The following is a 14,875-nucleotide window of genomic DNA, read 5'->3' on the forward strand; positions in this document are numbered from 1 at the left end:
CGGTGGGGCCCGAAACGCGCGCCGGGACGCGGGCGAAGCCGGCCGCGACCGCCGCCTCCACGGTGCCTTCGCCGCCGTCGGCGATCGGGAGCACGCGTACGTCCGCGTCGGGAAGCACACGGCGGATCCCGGCGCCGATCCCGGCCGCGGCCTGCACGGCGGTCAACGTGCCCTTGAACTTGTCGGGGGCCAGGACGACCACCGGTCCCATGCGCGTTCTCCTTCGGATCGGGTCGGGGCGTTGTGGAGCCGGTGTGGTCGGGCGGAGCCCGGGGGGAGACGACCGCCCGGTGACGCGGGCGCGACACCAGGGATGGGATCAACGTCACCGGACGGGGTCGATGAGGAGCGGGGAGCGTCGCCGGCAGACGGTCCGGATACCGCGACGCGCCCCGCTCCGGTCTGTGCGTGCCCGGGAGGGCCGGGCACGACTGCGGCCCTACGCCGAGGCGGGCACCGGCTCCGGAAGCGGCTCGAACTCCTTGACCGCGTCGATCGCCGGCCCGTGCGGTGTGTTGGCCTCCCGCTCGATCATGATCTCCACGAGGACGGGCCGCGACGTGCGCTGCGCCTCCTTGCGGGCCCACTCCAGGGTGGCCCGGATGTCGTCGGGCTCGGCGATACGCTTGCCCGAACAGCCGTACGCCTCCATGAGCTTGACGTTGTCGGTGCCGATCTCGTCGTAGTGGATGTCCACCTGGTAGTTCATCTCGTACGGGATCGACGCCTGGCGGATCAGGCCCAGATACTCGTTGTTGATCATGATGATCACGAACGGCACGTTGTACTGCGCCGCGACCGCGAGTTCCTCGACCAGGTACTGGAAGCCGTAGTCGCCGACGATGCCGACCACCTCGGCGTTCGGTTCGCTGTGCTTGAGTGCCTTCTTGACCCCGATGGCGGCGGGGATCTCCCAGCCGAGCGGGCCGGCCTGGCCGCAGACCTGGTAGTGCCGCGGCTTGTACGCCTTCTGGTGCTGGCCGCCCCAGATCTGGTAGAGGCCGATCGCGGTGACGAAGTAGGTGTTCTCGTCGAAGACTTCGTTGATCTCCTTGTACACCCGCGGGGCCTTGATCGGCACCGTGTCGAAGTCCTCGCGTCGGGTCAGCGTCGCGCGCAACTCCTGGATCCGGGCGACCCACGCGCCGGCCTCGCGGCGGATGCCACGGTCCTTGGCCGCGGCCAAGATCGCCTGGAGGAACAGTCGGGTGTCGGAGACGATGCCCAGATCCGGTTCGAACACCTTGCCGAGCTGGGTGGGTTCGATGTCGACGTGGATGAACTTACGGGTACCGCGATAGACGTCGAGGGTGCCGGTGTGCCGGTCGCCGAAGCGCGCGCCGAGCGCGAGCACGAGGTCCGACTCCAGGAACGACGCGTTGCCGTAGCGCTGCGACGTCTGTACGCCCGTCATCCCGCTGTACAGCGCGTGGTTCTCGTCGATCGAGCCCTTGCCCATCAGGGTGACCTGGACCGGCACCTGGAGCAGTTCGGCCAGTTCGACGAGTTCCTCGTGCGCCTCGCCGATGATCACGCCGCCGCCCGAGAGCAGCAGTGGCCGATCGGCGGCGAGCAGCAGGTCCAAGGCGGCCTCGACGCGGGGCAGGTGCGGGGGCACCTCGTTGACCGGCAGCGGGGCGTCCACCTCGGGGTCCCACCAGATCTCCTGCTTCTGGACGTCCAGGGGCAGGTCGATCAGGACCGGCCCCGGACGACCCGAGCGGGCGAGCCGAAATGCCTCCCGGAAGATCCAGGGGGCCTGCGCGGCCTCCTTGACCTGCACGGACCACTTGGTGACCGGCTTGGAGATCTCGACGATGTCGACCGCCTGGAACGCCTCCTGGTGCAGTTTGCCGGAGACCGCCTGGCCGGTGATGCACACGATGGGGATCGAGTCGGCGAGGGCCGTGTACAGACCGGTGATCATGTTGGTGCCGGCCGGGCCGGAGGTGCCGATCGCGACGCCGACCCCGCCGTTCGTGCGGGCCCAACCGTCGGCCATGTGCGTGGCGCCCTCTTCGTGGCGGACGATCAGGTGCTCGATCCCGCCGACGTCCTCCATCGCCTGGTAGAGCGGCAGGATCGCCGCGCCGGGGCAGCCGAACGCGGTGTCGACGCCCTCCGAACGCAGCACCTGCACAACGGCGTTCATGACCGGAACACGACGCGGTGCCATCAGTTGTCTCCCTGCTGGGAAGTGCCCTGGGAAGTGCCCTGGGAACTCTCCTGGGAGCCGTTTCGCGGGCCGCCGTTGAGGCGTTCGAGACCGAGCAGGAGCCCGGAGTGGTCGAGGCCGCCACCGCCCTGCGCGCGCAGCGACGCGACGAGTTGCGCCGCCAGGCCCGCGAAGGGCAGTACGAGGTCCAGCTCACGAGCCGCCTCGGTGACGATGCCCATGTCCTTGTGGTGCAGGTCTATCCGGAACCCGGGCTTGAAGTCGCGCTCGCGCATGACCCGGCCCTTGCGGGCCATCACCGTGCTGCCGGCGAGACCGCCGCCGAGCACCTCCAGGCCGGCCTCGGTGTCCACGCCCGCGCGCTCCAGGAACAGCAGGGCCTCGGCGACGAGTTGGATGTTGCCCGCGACGACGAGCTGGTTCGCGGCCTTGACGGTCTGCCCGGCTCCGTGCGGGCCGACGTGCACGATCGTCTTGCCGAGCGCCTCGAACAGCGGCAGCGCGGCGGCGAAGTCCGCCGCCTCGCCGCCGACCATGATCGACAGGACGGCCTCGATCGCACCGGCCTCGCCACCGCTGACGGGAGCGTCCAGAACGCGCAGTCCGCGCTCGGCGCCGGCCTCGGCCACGGCGATCGACGTGCTGGGCTTGATCGAACTCATGTCGATCACGAGCGTGCCGGGCTCGACGCCGGCGAGCACCCCGTCCCGGCCGTACATGACCTGCTCGACGTGCGGGTCGGCCGGGACCATGGTGATCACCACGTCGGCGTCGCGCACCGCCTCGGTGATGCCCTCGGCGCCCTTGCCGCCGGCCGCGATCAGCCGGTCCACCGCCTCGCGTTCGAGGTTGTACCCCGTGACCTCGTGGCCGGCCTCGACCAGGTGCGCGGCCATCGGCGCGCCCATGATGCCGAGTCCGATGAAGCCGATCTTCTTGCCTGTGCCGGTCATCCGGCCCCTCCCTTGAGTCCCCGCAGCTCGCGCGGGAGCCAGCCGAAGCTGTCCGCGCTCGGGCCGACGGGCTTGTATTCGAGGCCGACGCGCCCGGTGTAGCCGGCGGCGACGAGCCGGCGGAACAGCTCGTCGAAGTCCAGCTCGCCGCTGCCGGGTTGTCCCCGTCCGGGGGTGTCGGCGATCTGCACGTGGCCGAAGCGGGCGGCGTACGTGTCGATGACGGTGGGCAGGTCCTCGCCGTTGCGGGCGAGGTGGTACAGGTCGCACAGGAAGGTCGTGTTGGTCAGACCGGTCCGGGCGTTGACCTTGTCCGCGACGGCCACGGCGCCGGCGGCGGTCGTCAGGGGGTAGCGCGGGTTCTCGTCCGAGTTCAGCGCCTCGACCACCACGATCGCGCCGATCCGGTCGGCCGCCTCGGCGGCCAATCCCAGGTTCTCCAGCGCGAGTTCGTCCTGGGCCCGCGGGTCGACGCCGTCCTCGCGGTTGCCGTACAGCGCGTTGAGCACGCGACAGTCGAGCGACGCGGCGAAGCCCGTCGCGACGTCGACGTTGTCGCGAAAGCGCAGGGACTGGGCCGGCCTGGACACCAGACCGCGGTCGCCGCCCGGCATGTGTCCGGCGTCGAAGTTGAGCCCGACCAGATCGACGCCGGCATCGCGGATGGCCGCGGCGAGCGTGTCGAGTTCGGCGTCGGCCGGGCCGGGTCCGTCGAACGGCCACCACAGCTCGATCTCGCTGAAGCCGGCCGCGGCCGCGGCGGCGGGTCGCTCCAGGAGCGGGAGTTCGGTGAAGAGGATCGAGAGATTGATGTCGAAGCGCAGAGCGTCAGCGCTCACGTGACCACCTCTTCCACGTCGGTTCCACAATGCGGAAGTGAGATTTTGCTTGTCGGAATAATGGCACGCTGCTTCAACAGTTTGTCAAGGGCGATCGGTCGCAGTCTGGCTTGGCCGGCGCGCGCCGGCTAGGGTTCGGGCGTGCGATTGCGGATGGAATTCTCGACCGAGCCGTTCGACCTGGACGGCGTACCACCCCATGCCCTGGAGGCCCGACGGGTCATCGACGAGGCCGGACTCGATGTCGAGGTCGGCCCGTTCGGCACGACCGCGGAGGGCGAGGCGCAGGCCGTACTGGCGGCCCTGGACCGGGTGTTCCGCGGCGCGCTCGGCGTCGGGGCGTCCCGAATCTCGGTACAGGTCACGACCGTGCCGGATCCACCCTCGGAGCCCGCGGCAGGCCCGGCGGCGGCCCCCCGGGGAACCGACACCCAAACTCCGGGGACCGACACCCAGACCCCGGGAACCGACACATGAGCCCCGCCGAACATCCCCTGGCCGCAGCGATCAAGCCCCTCGTGGCCGCGATGGGCGCGACCCTCGTCCCGGTCGACCGGGCCGAACCCGACGACGTGACCCTGGAGTGGGAGGGCGAACCGGTCGTCGCGGTCCGCCTCCCGGGCCTGGGCTCCGCCCTGGACCGCCTGCTGGGCGACGCCGAACGCACCTTCGGCCCCCTGGCCGACCTGGACCGCGAGGACAAACAACGCGTGGTCCGCACCCTGGAGCAACGCGGCGCCTTCACCATCCGCCACGGCGTCGAAACCGTCGCCGCGGCCCTGGGCGTCAGCCGCTTCACGGTCTACAACTACCTCAACCGCCAAACCCCGAGCTGACTCCCGCCACCGACCGAGCGGCCCGTCGACGCGGGCCGCTCAAGGCCGGCCACGGCCGGTCCGTCACGGCCTTCCCCTGATCCGCCACCCGTGCTGCTCCAGGATCCCGTGCTCGGTATCCGACGGCGCGCCGCGCCTGCGAAACGCCATGACTCCCGCCGCGGCTCCCGCGTAGGCGTATCCCCGATCCGCGCCGATCCGGATGATCTCCTCCGGCGCGATCGGATGGACCTCGATGTTGAAGTGCACGCACCGGGCCCCGCGAAACCGGTTCTCCACCGCGCGAACCACCCGGTCCCGAGACCACCGCCGCCGGCGCGTGCCGTAGTACCCGATCGGCAGGAAGACCGCGACGACGACCGCGACCGCCAAGACGGGGTTCGCCGTCATCGCCCCGACCGCATCCGCACGAGGTGCAACCGGCACGGCACGGGAAACGCCACCGTCCGCACGAACCGATACGTGGTCGTCCCGGCGGGGCCCGGCGACCAGCCCTCGACGACGAATCCGTGCGCGGCCGCGCTGTCGACCACCTCTCGATGCGACATGCGACGCGGGTCGACACGCGCGCTCGCCCGGTCGGCCGTACCCAGCGCCCGGGTCAGCTTCCAACGCTCCCGCAGCCCGTCCGGGATCGGTGGCGCCCACCGCACGTAGCGCAGCCACACCACCAGGCCGCCCACCAAGCCCACGCCGACTTCGGCCAGGAGAAGTACCGACACCGATCGAGCCCCCGTCGATCTCGCACCCGAAACCCGCCTGCACGGCGGGCACTTCGGCGTCTCACGGTAGCGCTTTTGGCCCGTTGGTCTTCGCCCGCCGGATGACCGTTTCGACATTTTTACGGACTGTCGGATTCCGCTTCCGACTCCCTCGCGCCGTCGGCCGGTCGTCGCCTTGTCCGCGCGTAGATCAACTTCAACAAACTGTTGACGACGGGCTTGTCCAGCGCCTAGCGTTCCGGCCATCGCCGCATCGGGGTACCCGCTCGGGTGCGGCGTTTACCTCTGGATGGGTGCGCCCTCCGAGCGAGGAGGTTCCTGACATGTCATCAGCGCCAGGGCTCGACGGTTTCGATCGAGCGTCCGCCGACGAAGCGATCAAGGTGCTCGGCGAGGTCTGTGCGAGTCGTGCCTGGATCGGCGCGGTACTCGCCGCCCGTCCGTACGGCGAACCCGACCGGCTCTACGCGAGTTCCGACTCGGCGATCGCGGGATTGACCACCGACGATCTCCAGGAGGCGATCGACGGCCACGCCGTGATCGGCCGGCCGCGTCGCGACGATCCGCAGTCGGCGCGCGAGCAATCGGGTGTGCACGACGCGGGTGACCTCGTGTCGGCCGATCTGCGGGCCGGGAACGTCGCGTACGAGAACCGGTTCGGCCGGGTGTTCCTGATCTGCGCGAGTGGTCGCAGCGCGGTGGAGATGCTCGCCGAACTGCACCACCGACTCGACAACGACCCGGCGTCCGAGTGGGAGGTCACCCGCGAGGAGTTGCGGAAGATCAACCGCCTACGCCTCGAAGGGCTGGTCCGCGCGTGATCTCCACCCACATCCTCGACACGAGCGAGGGCCGACCCGCGACAGGCGTCCCGGTCGAGCTCTCCCGCCGCGAGGCCGACGGCACGTGGACGGTACTCGGCAGCGCCGAGACCGATGCCGACGGACGCTGCCCCGACCTGCCCGCGCTCGGACGCTCCGGGCCGGGGACGGTGGACGTTCGCCTGGTCTTCGACGTCGCCGCCTATCGCCGCGCCCGCGGCGAGACGCCGTTCTTCCCGGAGGTCCGAGTGATCTTCACCGTCGACCTCGAAACGCGTTACCACGTACCTCTGTTGCTCAACCCGTACGGATATTCCGTATACCGAGGGAGCTGACAAGCATGCCGATGGTGCTCGGCCAGAACCAGTACGGAAAGGCGGAGACCCGCGTCGTGCGGGTCCGCCGCGACAGCGAGCGGCACGAGGTCAAGGACCTCAACGTCAGCGTCGCGTTGTCGGGAGACCTGTCCGACACCCACTTCACCGGCGGCAACGAGAACGTGCTGCCGACCGACACCATGAAGAACACCGTGTTCGCGTTCGCACAGGAACACGGGATCGACTCGGCCGAGGCCTACGGGGTGCGCCTGGCACGGCACTTCGTGCAGTCGCAGCCGTCGATCACCCGGGCCCGGATCCGGATCGAGGAATACCCCTGGAACCGGATCACCGCGGCCGAGTCGCGCAACCGGTTCATCGGCGCGGACGAGATCCAGCACTCGTTCGTCCGCGACGGCGGCGAGATCCGCACCAGTGAGATCGTCTGGGAGAACGACCGGGTGCGGGTGATCTCCGGGCTCAAGGACCTCGTCGTGATGAACACGACGTCGTCCGAATTCTGGGGCTACATCAAGGACCGGTACACGACTCTCCAGGAGGCCTACGACCGGATCCTGGCCACCCAGGTCACCGCGCGTTGGCGCTTCTCGTTCGATGCCGGCGACGACGCGGCCGAGCCGAACTGGGAGCGCTCGTACGCCCAGGTCCGCCGACACCTGCTCGAAGCGTTCTCCGAGACCTATTCGTACTCGCTTCAGCAGACCCTGTTCGCGATGGCCAACCGGGTGCTGACCCATCGTCACGAGGTGGACGAGGTAAGGCTTTCACTGCCGAACAAGCACAACTTCCTGGTGGACATGGACGCCATGGACATCAAGAACGACAAGGAGGTGTACTACGCCGCCGATCGGCCGTACGGTCTGATCGAGGGCACCGTGCACCGCGAGGGCGTCACTCCACTGATCCCGGTGGACTGAGCGGCGGTAGCCGGTCCCCGGAGGATTCTCGAACCGCCGTCCCGCCTCCGGGGCCCTCTCGCGGTAACCAGACGGCGGTACGTCCGCCGGACCACCGCCGCGAGGGAACCTCCGTGCCTGGAAACAAACTTGCCCCCACCGGGCGCATCGTGATCGAGAACTGCGCGATCGCCACCGTCGACGCCCACGACACCGAGTACGCGTCGGGCCACGTCGTCGTGGCGGGCAACCGCCTCGAATCGGTCGGCGCGGGCGCCGCCCCCACCGGCCTGGCCCACGTCGCGCGCCGCATCGACGGGACGGGCCACCTGGTGACGCCCGGCCTGGTCAACACACACCACCACTTCTACCAGTGGATCACCCGCGGCCTCGCACAGGAATGCGACCTGTTCGACTGGCTCGTCACGCTGTATCCCACCTGGGCGAGGATCGACGACGAGATGTGCTACGCCGCGGCGCAGGGTTCGGCCGCGGCGCTGCTGCGCTCGGGCTGTACGACCACCGCGGACCACGCGTACGTGTTCCCCAAGGACGGCGGCGACATCCTGGGCGCGGAGATACGCGCGCTGGACGAGCTGGGCATGCGTTTCCAGCCCACTCGCGGCTCGATGGACCTCGGCGAGTCGCGGGGCGGCCTGCCGCCGGACGCGTGCGTCGAGGACACCGACACGGCACTCGCCGCGACGTCCGAGGCGATCGACCGGTGGCACGACGCGTCCTTCGACGCGATGCTGCGGATCACCGCAGCGCCGTGCTCGCCGTTCTCGGTCACTCCCGAACTCCTGCGCGGAGCCGCCGACTTGGCACGCGCCAAGGGGGTCCGACTGCACACCCACGGCTCGGAGACGGTCGAGGAGGACGCCTTTTGCCGGGAGAGGTTCGGCATGGGTCCGACGGACTACCTGGAGAGCCTGGGGTGGCTGGGCGAGGACGTATGGATGGCGCACTGCGTCCACCTGAACGACTCGGACATCGCCAGGTTCGCAGCCACCGGCACGGGCGTGGCGCACTGCCCGTCCTCCAACGCCCGCCTGGCGGCGGGCATCGCGCGGGTCCCCGACATGCTGAGGGCGGGCGTGCCGGTCGGCCTCGGCGTCGACGGCACGGCCTCGAACGAGTCGGGTGAACTGGGTACGGAACTGCGCAACGCACTGCTGATCGCCCGACTTCGGGGCGGCCCGAAGGCGATGACGGCGCGGCGCTCGCTGCGACTGGGCACGATGGGCGGCGCGCAGGTGCTGGGTCGCGACCGCGAAATCGGCTCGCTGGAGCCGGGCAAACTCGCCGACCTCGCCATGTGGCGCGTCGACGACGTCCTGCACTCGGGCATCGCGGACCCGATCGCGGCGTTGGTCCTGGGCGCGCCCTCCCCCTTGACCCTGCTCCTGGTCAACGGCCGCGAGGTGGTCGAACAGGGCCACCTGTCCCGCATCGACGAGAACCTCATAGCCCGCAACGTGGCCACGGCGGCAACCCGCCTGCGCGCGAGAACCACCTAGCCACGCCCCACCGCGCGGCCGCGGCCCGGCGCGAGAACCACACCGGCGCCGGTGCCCGCCGCACCGACGGTCGGATGACCGCGACCCAAGTCGCCCCCACCCGACCACCGTTGCCCATCCCACCCAGCCGACAGCCGGCGAGAGCGGGACCCCGACGGACTACGAAGCGAGGTCGGTCGGCGGCGTGAGGTCGACCGGCTTGTTCAACTCGGTGATGTCCCAGACCATGGTGACGCCGTCGTCTCCGCCCGTGACCATGCGGCGGAAGTAGCCCGACTCACCCGGCGTGAAGTAGTAGGTGTTGTCCTCCTTCCGCACCCCTTCACACACGACACCGTCGATGGTGATCGGCTCGACGTCGGTCAACGCGGCGGACCCGGCGGTCTCCGTGTACACGTCGTCGGCCAGCATCGAGGTGAGCTTGAACCACTCACCACTCTTCAGCTTGGGGTCCTGCGCAACGTCGGTCTTCTCCCAGGGCCCGGTCGAACCGATCCGCCGGTAGACGTCGCCGCCGCTGTAAAGCGCCTGCGTCACGGCACCGCCGACCGTGATCTCCATCGTGTTCCCCTTGCCGGCGACCACCCGGATGTCGTTCTTCATCCCGGTTCCCTCCGACTGCATGTCCATGACCAGGCGGAACGATTCAGCCTTGCGCACGGCATCGATGCCCTGGTGAACGACCGCTGCCCGGTCGCGCTTTCCGGCGGGCGCGGGAGCGGACGACACCGGAGCCGTCGCCCCCGGAGCGGTCGACGCTGCCGCGGGCGGCGATGCGCTCGGGGACGCGCCGGCAGGCGGCGCACTCGTGCCCGAACCGCCGTCCTTGTTGGCGTTGTCACTCTTCTTGTCGTCCGAGGAACAACCGGACAGCGCGATCACGGCGGCTACCACGCAGGCAACCGGAACTACGGACGTACGCATGGCTCTCCAGAAGACGGGGACGTCGAGTGCCGACGCCCCGATCAACAACAAACACGAATCCCAGCCCGCACCCGGGACGGGGCACGGGGGGCGTAACCAACGAAAAAACGGCACGGACCCGCGACCGGCGCCGGAACAGCAGCCGGCCCGCAGCCGCAACGACCCGAAGCTCGCCCTACTCCTGCTCCGGCGTCCTGACGTCGGTAGGCGGCGTGAGGTCGACCGGCTTGTTCAGCTCGGTGACGTCCCACGTGATCCGCGCGCCCGGCTGTTCCTGGACCCAGCGGCGAAGGCCGCCCGAATCACCCGGCGCGAAGTAGTACGTGAACTCCGCCCCACCGCGGACCCCGAAGCAGTGAACACCGTCGATGGTGACCGGCGCGACGGTGGTGAGCGCCTCGGAGCGCTCGACGAGGTCGTAGAGGTCTTGACCGACCCCCGGGACCTGCTCGTGCCACGGGGCGCCCTTGCCGGCGGCCTCGGCCGGTTCGACGGTCGACTTCACCCACGGCTTCTTGTCGCTCGAACGTCGGAAGACGTCGTCGCCGACGACGATTTCCTCAAGCTTCATGCCCTCGAACACGTTCGTGGACCGAGTGCCTCGCCCCGGGACGACGCGCATGTCGATGACGGTCTTCTCGCCACGTTCGGGCTGCATGGTCTCGACCAGGCGAAGCGACGTGGCTTTGCGTACGGATTCGAGCCCGGCGCGTATCGACCGCGCGGTATCCGCCGACGCGACGGCGGGCACTCCCGGACTCTGGTCGGCGAAGCCCGCGCCACCACCCGAACCACCGGACGAACCGCCGTCCGAACCATCGGACGAACAACCGGAAATCGCGACAACGGCGGCCACCGCGACGGATACCACGAATCTGCGCATTGATCCTCTGGAAGAGATCCGAGCAAGCACGCGTACGCGAAAGCGTACGGACCGAGCCGGGAGCGGGCTGGGTGTCGGCAGAGGATACGGGTCGGCCGCAGGCCCCCGACACCCGGGTCCCCCCTGGTCACAGCGTCGGCGCCCGCCCGGAGCGGCGACGCGCCGCCGTCGATCACCACGAACGCTCCGGGTACGCCCGACTAGTCGGTTTTCGGTCCGCCGGCCGACAGGGCCTTGGCGATCAGCATCATCGGGATCGTGGCGCATTGGGTGGCGGACGCGACGGTGAGCGTTCGCACGCCGGTGCGGGCGGCGATGTCCAACAGGCGGGAGGCGTCGCACGGGTAGGGCCGGCCGTGCGGGACGTCACGCGCGCAGACGTGTCCGTCCACGAACGTCGGGAGCCACGGCTTGTCGTCCTCGCCCCGAATGAAGATCACCGATTCGGACTCGTCGATCGCGATGATCACGCCGCCCGCCACCAGTGCGGCCAAGACGTCGGCAGGCTCGGCGGCGGGACCCTCGCGCTCCAGGAGGTCGGCCAAGGCCGGGTTTTCGGCAGTCATCACCTGATCATATGGGGATGGATCGGCGTCGATCCGCAGCCCGACCTCGGGCGCGCCGGTGGGCGGGTCGCGAACCGCGCCCGCCCGCCCGTCGCGTCGCCCGGCGCGCTACGCGTCGCGCCCCAAGGTCTTCAGATAGGCCCGCCACCCACCGAACTCGGTGATCTCCTTGTGCTTGCCCGACTCCAGCTCACCACGCCGCAGGATCATCGAGAAGCATGCCGAGCCGTCCTCCAGCTTGATGATGCCGAACTCCAACTCCGGCGGCTCGGTCGGCAGCAGGTTGTCACGCAGGACCTCGTCGGGGACCTCGTACACCTCGCCCTCGATCCGTACGTCGCTCGCCGGGTCGGGCAGCAGGCCGGGGCAGCGGTCGCCGATCGAGAAGAAACGGTGGCCGGGCGCGGTGCGGATCTTCGCGACCAGCGGCGCGCCCTCCAAGTGGTGGTGGAACGGGCCGCCTTCCATCGCCTGGCCGTTGAGGAACATGCGTGCCATCTGAAGTCTCCTGTTCGACGCGCGGCAGCGACCGCGACACAACGCGAGGACGGGTTGCGAGAGAATGTGCAGAACGACCGGGACCGCCCGATTGGACGCGCCCCACGACCGCCGGGGTGGTCCCGGCCGTTCCGCGTTCGTGGCGGGATGTGCGAACGGCTCGACTCAGTCGAGGAGTTCGTATCCCGGGAGGGTGAGGAAGTCGACGAAATCGTCGGCCAAGGCGACCTTGAGGAACAGGTCACGTGCCGCCGTCCAGCGGCCCGCCTCGAAGCCGGCGTCGCCCAAGTCCTCGCGCAGTGCGCCCAGTTCGTCCACGACGAGCCGGCGCACCAGATCGGCGGTCACCTTGTCGCCGCTGTCCGAGAGCACGACGCCGTTGTTGATCCACTGCCACACCTGGGACCGGGAGATCTCCGCCGTCGCGACATCCTCCATCAGGCCGAACACCGCGACCGCGCCGTATCCGCGCAGCCACGCCTCCAGGTAGCGCAGGCCCACGCCGACCGCGCCGTGCAGTCCCGCGCTCGTGGGCGAGCCGCCGGCGGAGGCGACGTCGAGCAGCTGATCGACCGTCACCTCGACCTCGTCACGCGTGCGTTCGAGCTGGTGGGGCCGCTCGCCCAGGACCGCGTCGAACGCGTCGCGGCACACCGGGACCAGGTCCGGGTGGGCCACCCACGAGCCGTCGAAGCCGTCGCCGGCCTCGCGGTCCTTGTCGTCGCGCACCTTGGCCAACGCCGTCGCGTTGGCGGCCGCGTCGCGGCGGGACGGGATGATCGCGGCCATGCCGCCGATGGCGTACGCGCCGCGCCGATGGCACGTACGCACGAGCAGTTCGGTGTACGCCCGCATGAACGGCGCCGTCATGGTCACCGCGTTGCGGTCCGGCAGCACGAACGCGTCGCCCGCGTCACGGAAGTTCTTGACGATGCTGAACAGGTAGTCCCAGCGGCCCGCGTTCAGCCCCGAGGCGTGTTCGCGCAGTTCGTACAGGATCTCGTCCATCTCGAACGCGGCGGTGACCGTCTCGATCAACACCGTCGCGCGGATCGAGCCGCGCGGGATGTCGAGCAGATCCTGTGCGGCGACGAACACGTCGTTCCACAACCGGGCTTCGAGGTGGCCCTCGATCTTCGGGAGATAGAAGTACGGGCCGAGCCCGCGGTCGAGCAACCGGGCCGCGTTGTGGAAGAAGTACAGCCCGAAGTCGACCAGCGCGCCGGCGGCCGGTTGCCCGTCGACCAGGATGTGTCGCTCGTCCAGATGCCACCCGCGCGGGCGCATCACGACCGTGGCCAACTCCTCGTCGGGGCGCAGCGCGTACGTCTTGCCCTCCGCCGTGGAGAAGTCGATCCGCCGTTCGTAGGCGTCGATCAAGTTGAGCTGGTGGGCCACCACGTTGTGCCAGGTGGGCGCGGACGCGTCCTCGAAGTCCGCGAGCCAGACCTTCGCGCCCGAGTTGAGCGCGTTGATCGTCATCTTGCGGTCCGCCGGGCCGGTGATCTCGACCCGGCGGTCCCGCAGCGCCGGGGGCGCCTGCGCGACCTGCCAGTCGGCGGCGCGCACGTCGGCGGTCTCGGGCAGGAAGTCGAGCCGACCCGTCCGCGCGATCTCCTCGCGACGGGCCTGGCGACGGGCCAACAGCGCGTTGCGGCGACCGCCGAATCTGCGCTGCAGGCTCGCCACGAAGCGCAGCGCCTCGGTGGTGAGCAGTTCGTCCGCCCGCGGCACGGAGCCGCCGGTCACAGTGCTGTGCTTGACGATGATGGCCGGCGCACTCACGGGTGACTCTCCTTCGCCGTCGACGTTCTTTTGTAGAGTGGACATTAGTTTCCGGGTAACGGAAGTTCAACAACTTGTTGAACAAACTTGCCCACCAATTTTGTTCACCATCCGTGTCGAGCACTTGGGCAAGCACTGTGTCGAGCACTGTGCCGAGCACATGTCGACGAGCGAGAGGACCGTGCGGTGGTCGCACTCAACTCAGGTACCCACGGCGGTTCGCCTGCGCACGGCCACAACGGCAAAACCGGGGCGGGAACGCGCACCGCCAACGGCGCGAGCGGCGGAGTCCAGTCCCTGGAGCGCGCGTTCGACCTGCTCGAACTGCTCGCCGACGCCGGCGGGGTCCTGACGCTCAGCGAACTCGCCGCGCGTTCGGGTCTGCCCATGCCCACGATCCACCGCCTCGTACGCACCCTGGTCGCACTGGGCTACCTGCGCCAGGACGCGTCCCGCCGCTACACCCTCGGCCCGCGCCTGATCCGCCTCGGCGAGACCGCCGGCCGCCTGCTCGGCAGTTGGGCGCGGCCCTACCTGGCCGAACTCATGGAGGCCACCGGCGAGACCGCCAACCTCGCCGTCCTGGAGGCGGGCGAGGTGGTGTACGTCGGCCAGGTCCCCTCCCGGCACTCGATGCGCATGTTCACCGAGGTCGGCCGGCGGGTCCAACCGCACTGCACCGCCGTCGGCAAGGTCCTGCTCGCCCAGTTGCCCGAGGCCGACGCCGTGCGCGTCCTGGGCGGCCGGCCACTCGCGTCGCACACCGAGCACACGGTGACCGATCCGGGCACGCTGCTCGCCCAGTTTCCGCGGATCAAGGCGCAGGGCTACGCGGTCGACGACCAGGAACAGGAACTCGGCGTGCGCTGCGTCGCCGTGGTGGTCCCGGGAGCGCCGACCGCGACCGCGCTGTCCGTGTCCGGCCCGGAGAACCGCATCCGCGCGATGGAGGAGGGCTGGATGACCACCAGGATGCAGGAGATCGCGTACCGCCTGGGCCAACGCCTGGGCGGCGGCGACCAGGACTCCACCCAGGCCGGCGCGAACTGACCGACCACCGGCCCGCCGAACCGTCCCCCACCCCCGCCCCGCCCCGCCGGACTCGGACGATGGCACCA

At 69.8% G+C, this 14,875-nt stretch carries 18 protein-coding genes; 7 read left to right on the forward strand and 11 right to left on the reverse strand.

Features of this window, described 5'->3' with window-relative positions; genetic code table 11:
- The 4 genes from GT354_RS02125 to GT354_RS02140 form a co-directional block, all read right to left on the reverse strand.
- Nucleotides 1–211: glycerate kinase (locus tag GT354_RS02125; RefSeq protein ID WP_161354434.1), on the reverse strand; the 211-nt coding region annotated here is incomplete at its 3' end.
- 228 nt (nucleotides 212–439) lie between these two features.
- Nucleotides 440–2,176: a glyoxylate carboligase gene (gcl, locus tag GT354_RS02130; protein ID WP_161354435.1), complete on the reverse strand. Its 1,737-nt coding sequence runs from the start codon at nucleotides 2,174–2,176 to the stop codon at nucleotides 440–442.
- Nucleotides 2,176–3,129, reverse strand: a complete 954-nt coding sequence (locus GT354_RS02135) for a 2-hydroxy-3-oxopropionate reductase (protein ID WP_161354436.1) — start codon at nucleotides 3,127–3,129, stop codon at nucleotides 2,176–2,178. Before GT354_RS02135 ends, gcl begins: the two co-directional genes overlap by 1 nt.
- Nucleotides 3,126–3,968: a TIM barrel protein gene (locus GT354_RS02140; protein WP_161354437.1), complete on the reverse strand. Its 843-nt coding sequence runs from the start codon at nucleotides 3,966–3,968 to the stop codon at nucleotides 3,126–3,128. Before GT354_RS02140 ends, GT354_RS02135 begins: the two co-directional genes overlap by 4 nt.
- A gap of 141 nt (nucleotides 3,969–4,109) precedes the next feature.
- On the opposite strand from GT354_RS02140, the gene GT354_RS02145 reads away from it, so the two are divergent.
- Together GT354_RS02145 and GT354_RS02150 are read left to right on the forward strand one after the other, a co-directional pair.
- On the forward strand, nucleotides 4,110–4,445 hold the full coding sequence (locus GT354_RS02145; RefSeq protein ID WP_161354438.1) for a thiamine-binding protein: 336 nt from the start codon (nucleotides 4,110–4,112) through the stop codon (nucleotides 4,443–4,445).
- Complete coding sequence (locus GT354_RS02150; RefSeq protein WP_161354439.1) at nucleotides 4,442–4,804, forward strand: helix-turn-helix domain-containing protein; 363 nt, start codon at nucleotides 4,442–4,444, stop codon at nucleotides 4,802–4,804. Before GT354_RS02145 ends, GT354_RS02150 begins: the two co-directional genes overlap by 4 nt.
- 63 nt (nucleotides 4,805–4,867) lie before the next feature.
- Here the strand turns inward: GT354_RS02150 and GT354_RS02155 are convergent, their stop codons facing one another.
- Both GT354_RS02155 and GT354_RS02160 read right to left on the reverse strand, forming a co-directional pair.
- Nucleotides 4,868–5,194: a hypothetical protein gene (locus GT354_RS02155; protein WP_161354440.1), complete on the reverse strand. Its 327-nt coding sequence runs from the start codon at nucleotides 5,192–5,194 to the stop codon at nucleotides 4,868–4,870.
- On the reverse strand, nucleotides 5,191–5,526 hold the full coding sequence (locus GT354_RS02160; RefSeq protein WP_161354441.1) for a hypothetical protein: 336 nt from the start codon (nucleotides 5,524–5,526) through the stop codon (nucleotides 5,191–5,193). The genes GT354_RS02155 and GT354_RS02160 overlap by 4 nt, the downstream gene beginning before the upstream one ends.
- Nucleotides 5,527–5,849: 323 nt before the next feature.
- Between GT354_RS02160 and uraD the strand changes: the two genes are divergently transcribed.
- The 4 genes from uraD (at nucleotide 5,850) to GT354_RS02180 (ending at nucleotide 9,101) form a co-directional block, all read left to right on the forward strand.
- The gene (uraD, locus tag GT354_RS53320) at nucleotides 5,850–6,347 is read left to right on the forward strand and encodes a 2-oxo-4-hydroxy-4-carboxy-5-ureidoimidazoline decarboxylase (RefSeq protein WP_161354442.1); all 498 of its coding nucleotides are present in this window, start codon (nucleotides 5,850–5,852) and stop codon (nucleotides 6,345–6,347) included.
- Entirely contained in the window at nucleotides 6,344–6,682 is a 339-nt protein-coding gene (gene uraH / locus GT354_RS02170) for a hydroxyisourate hydrolase (RefSeq protein WP_161354443.1), read from the forward strand. The genes uraD and uraH overlap by 4 nt, the downstream gene beginning before the upstream one ends.
- Before the next feature lie 5 nt (nucleotides 6,683–6,687).
- Nucleotides 6,688–7,602 (forward strand): factor-independent urate hydroxylase, encoded by a 915-nt coding sequence (gene pucL / locus GT354_RS02175; protein ID WP_161354444.1) that lies wholly within the window; start codon nucleotides 6,688–6,690, stop codon nucleotides 7,600–7,602.
- A gap of 113 nt (nucleotides 7,603–7,715) precedes the next feature.
- Nucleotides 7,716–9,101: an 8-oxoguanine deaminase gene (locus GT354_RS02180; RefSeq protein WP_161354445.1), complete on the forward strand. Its 1,386-nt coding sequence runs from the start codon at nucleotides 7,716–7,718 to the stop codon at nucleotides 9,099–9,101.
- 159 nt (nucleotides 9,102–9,260) lie between these two features.
- On the opposite strand, the gene GT354_RS02185 is transcribed toward GT354_RS02180, so the two are convergent.
- The 5 genes from GT354_RS02185 to aceB form a co-directional block, all read right to left on the reverse strand.
- Nucleotides 9,261–10,025, reverse strand: coding sequence for a hypothetical protein (locus GT354_RS02185; RefSeq protein WP_161354446.1), 765 nt, complete (start codon nucleotides 10,023–10,025; stop codon nucleotides 9,261–9,263).
- A 175-nt stretch (nucleotides 10,026–10,200) separates the two neighbouring features.
- A complete protein-coding gene (locus GT354_RS02190; RefSeq protein WP_161354447.1) occupies nucleotides 10,201–10,908 on the reverse strand; it encodes a hypothetical protein in 708 nt (235 codons plus the stop codon).
- Nucleotides 10,909–11,108: 200 nt separating this feature from the next.
- On the reverse strand, nucleotides 11,109–11,474 hold the full coding sequence (locus GT354_RS02195) for a hypothetical protein (RefSeq protein WP_161354448.1): 366 nt from the start codon (nucleotides 11,472–11,474) through the stop codon (nucleotides 11,109–11,111).
- 108 nt (nucleotides 11,475–11,582) lie between these two features.
- Entirely contained in the window at nucleotides 11,583–11,972 is a 390-nt protein-coding gene (locus GT354_RS02200) for a gamma-glutamylcyclotransferase (RefSeq protein WP_161354449.1), read from the reverse strand.
- A 165-nt stretch (nucleotides 11,973–12,137) separates the two neighbouring features.
- Complete coding sequence (gene aceB / locus GT354_RS02205; RefSeq protein ID WP_161354450.1) at nucleotides 12,138–13,757, reverse strand: malate synthase A; 1,620 nt, start codon at nucleotides 13,755–13,757, stop codon at nucleotides 12,138–12,140.
- A gap of 297 nt (nucleotides 13,758–14,054) precedes the next feature.
- On the opposite strand from aceB, the gene GT354_RS02210 reads away from it, so the two are divergent.
- Entirely contained in the window at nucleotides 14,055–14,807 is a 753-nt protein-coding gene (locus tag GT354_RS02210; protein ID WP_161354451.1) for an IclR family transcriptional regulator, read from the forward strand.
- The last annotated feature ends 68 nt before the right edge of the window (nucleotides 14,808–14,875 follow it).

Source organism: Streptomyces sp. SID3343, assembly GCF_009865215.1.
Taxonomy (GTDB): Bacteria; Actinomycetota; Actinomycetes; order Streptomycetales; family Streptomycetaceae; genus Embleya.

Coding starts and splice junctions, on each gene's coding strand:
- gcl (WP_161354435.1), bottom strand. CDS start 2,176: ATGGCACCGCGTCGTGTTCCGGTCATGAACGCCGTTGTGCAGGTGCTG.
- GT354_RS02135 (WP_161354436.1), bottom strand. CDS start 3,129: ATGACCGGCACAGGCAAGAAGATCGGCTTCATCGGACTCGGCATCATG.
- GT354_RS02150 (WP_161354439.1), top strand. CDS start 4,442: ATGAGCCCCGCCGAACATCCCCTGGCCGCAGCGATCAAGCCCCTCGTG.
- GT354_RS02155 (WP_161354440.1), bottom strand. CDS start 5,194: ATGACGGCGAACCCCGTCTTGGCGGTCGCGGTCGTCGTCGCGGTCTTC.
- uraD (WP_161354442.1), top strand. CDS start 5,850: ATGTCATCAGCGCCAGGGCTCGACGGTTTCGATCGAGCGTCCGCCGAC.
- pucL (WP_161354444.1), top strand. CDS start 6,688: ATGCCGATGGTGCTCGGCCAGAACCAGTACGGAAAGGCGGAGACCCGC.
- GT354_RS02185 (WP_161354446.1), bottom strand. CDS start 10,025: ATGCGTACGTCCGTAGTTCCGGTTGCCTGCGTGGTAGCCGCCGTGATC.
- GT354_RS02190 (WP_161354447.1), bottom strand. CDS start 10,908: ATGCGCAGATTCGTGGTATCCGTCGCGGTGGCCGCCGTTGTCGCGATT.
- GT354_RS02195 (WP_161354448.1), bottom strand. CDS start 11,474: ATGACTGCCGAAAACCCGGCCTTGGCCGACCTCCTGGAGCGCGAGGGT.
- GT354_RS02200 (WP_161354449.1), bottom strand. CDS start 11,972: ATGGCACGCATGTTCCTCAACGGCCAGGCGATGGAAGGCGGCCCGTTC.